Here is a 2371-nt window from a genome sequence, read left to right as displayed (position 1 = left end):
TCAAAGGCGTTGGCCAGCAGGTGCCTGAACATGAGGCGGTACTCATCAGGGTTGCCCAGCACCTGTTTGGCCATGGGAGCAAAACCGGTCTGCAGGTCCAGGTTGTCCACCGGATAGCGATTACTGCACTCATCCAGGACTTGTTGCAGCATTTCCTGCAGGAAAACAGGGCTCCATTCCGACTGGCGGTGAAAAACTTCGTTGTAGCTGCTTACATCCCGAACCATCTTCTCCATGCGCCTGGACTCGGCCAGAATGGTGTCGTAGGTTTCATGGGCCGCCCCGGCAGTGACTTCCTTGCTGCGCTTGAGGCGCATGATGCTGCCCCCGATGACGGTAATGGGATTTCTGATCTGGTGGGCGATACCCCTTATAACTTCGCTGTCGCACTGAAAGGTGTTGGCTAAAAAAGCCTCGGTTTCAATGAGCAGACACAGATCCAGGGCCTTTTCTACCGCCTCCATGGCTTCCGCCATATCCTCCTGTGCAATGCTTCTGCTGATGGCCTGATTGAAGAATCTCCTGGCAAGGCAGTATCCAAGGTTTACAAACCTGTGATCCAGGTTGATGCGCACATGGGTTATCCCACTGTTCCACATCCAGCCCACCAGGTGTTCATCAAAATCCCTGGTCAGTATGCTCTCAAACCACCTCTTCCATATTCCCTGCAGCTGTCCTGGATATTCCTGAACCTCAAGATAAGGCCTGGTCTCTTCAACCCCCCTGAAAAACTCCTCGAAATACACGGCAAAATCCTCTTTGTGCTCTGCAATTACATGACCGTGCTTTTTGAGAAGCTCTTGAGTCTTGGCATCAAAACCTATCTGTTCCTTGAAATAAAGAAGTCTTTCCAGTGGAACCTGTTTACGCATAATAATCGCCCCGAGTTACATTTCTGAATACATCAGTCCTGCCAAATCTTCAGCAGCACCTGAAAATTGCCTGCCTGGCAAGAATTTCCTGCCTCAAGAGCATCCTCCTGTAAAGTGCTTGGACCCAAAAACCTGCAAGGCCTGTTTCATTGCCGCAAAAGCCCGCATTGACCAGGGCAGCAAGTAATGGTACTTTAAAAATTATCAGTTTGCCCCGGGCCTGGCGGTTCTGCCAGGCAGGCCTAAATACCCGCACCTGTGACCATTATTACTATGAACAGCAGTACCAACGACGAGCACGTAAGGCCTCACACTCTTGACCAGTTTGTAGGCCAGGAGGATGTACGCTCCAACCTCAAGGTCTACCTCGGAGCTGCCCTGGAAAGAGGGCTGCATCTGGATCACACCCTGCTTTACGGCAACCCCGGACTGGGCAAGACCACCATGGCCAGGATTCTGGCCGGAGAACTGGGGGTGAATATTGTCTGCACCACCGGACCGGTTCTGGAGAGAAGCGCTGATCTGGCTGCCATTCTGACCAACCTGAGCAGAAATGATGTCCTGTTCATCGATGAAATACACCGCATGCCGGCCACAGTAGAAGAAATTCTCTACCCTGCCCTGGAGGATTTCAAGCTGGATCTTATCCTGGGTCAGGGACCCGGGGCCAGGACGGTAAAGATCGACCTGGAACCATTCACCCTGGTGGGGGCGACCACCAGGATCGGGCTTTTAACCTCCCCCCTGCGGGACCGCTTCGGGGTCATCTGCAGGCTGGACTTTTATGCCCCTGAGGAACTGGCCACCATAGTGGAACGCTCCGCAAGGATCCTTGGAATCAACATAACCTCTGACGGTGCCCTGGAAATCGGCAGGCGTTCCAGGGGCACCCCGCGAATAGCCAACCGCCTGCTTCGAAGGGTGCATGATTTTGCAGTGGTGGGCAGGCAGGAGGTCATCGACTCTCAGGTGGCATCCAGGGCACTCAAGCGCATGGATGTTGATCCCCTGGGCCTGGACCAGATGGATCGCAAGATCCTGGACTGCATCATCCGCCAATTCGCAGGCGGTCCTGTGGGAGTCAAGACAGTAGCTGTGGCCTGTTCAGAAGAAGTCCGCACCCTGGAAGACATTTACGAACCGTATCTCATCCAGTGCGGATTTTTAAAACGCACCCCCAGGGGCAGAGTGGCCACTCCCAGGGCATACGAACACCTCAACCTACCGGTTTGAAGAAAAAAAGCCCTGCTACAACACTTAGAAGTAACCATTCAGGGGGGTAGGTACCGGCCAGGGGGACAGTCCCCTGGCCTAATGCCATGAGTAACCACCGAGGACCCCCTGAATGGTTACACTTAGAAAATGGGTTGCTTGTTAAGTCAGGGAAAGGCACAATAAATGCCTTTGCTCCCTGCCCTGTCTCCATCTCTTCCCACACCCATACTCCCACACACCCATACTCCCATACGTTCTTCCCCATGCCCCATGCCCTATGCCCC

General features: G+C 53.7%; 2 protein-coding genes. One reads left to right on the top strand and one right to left on the bottom strand.

The annotated features are described in order from the left end of the window. The coding region (locus D5S03_RS04320) for a protoglobin domain-containing protein (RefSeq protein WP_287042785.1) at positions 1–872 on the bottom strand (872 nt) is incomplete at its 3' end. A gap of 273 nt (positions 873–1145) precedes the next feature. Here D5S03_RS04320 and ruvB point away from each other — a divergent pair. Then, on the top strand, positions 1146–2105 hold the full coding sequence (gene ruvB / locus D5S03_RS04315) for a Holliday junction branch migration DNA helicase RuvB (RefSeq protein ID WP_008870582.1): 960 nt from the start codon (positions 1146–1148) through the stop codon (positions 2103–2105). Positions 2106–2371: the final 266 nt, after the last annotated feature.

Source organism: Desulfonatronospira sp. MSAO_Bac3 (genome assembly GCF_003838035.1).
In the GTDB taxonomy this organism is placed as follows: domain Bacteria; phylum Desulfobacterota; class Desulfovibrionia; order Desulfovibrionales; family Desulfonatronovibrionaceae; genus Desulfonatronospira; species Desulfonatronospira thiodismutans.
Note: the sequence above shows the minus strand (reverse complement) of the source record. Positions and strands in the feature narration are given on the sequence as shown.

What these genes read in the sequence shown, in the direction of transcription:
- ruvB (WP_008870582.1), top strand. Translation starts at nt 1,146, where the DNA reads ATGAACAGCAGTACCAACGACGAGCACGTAAGGCCTCACACTCTTGAC.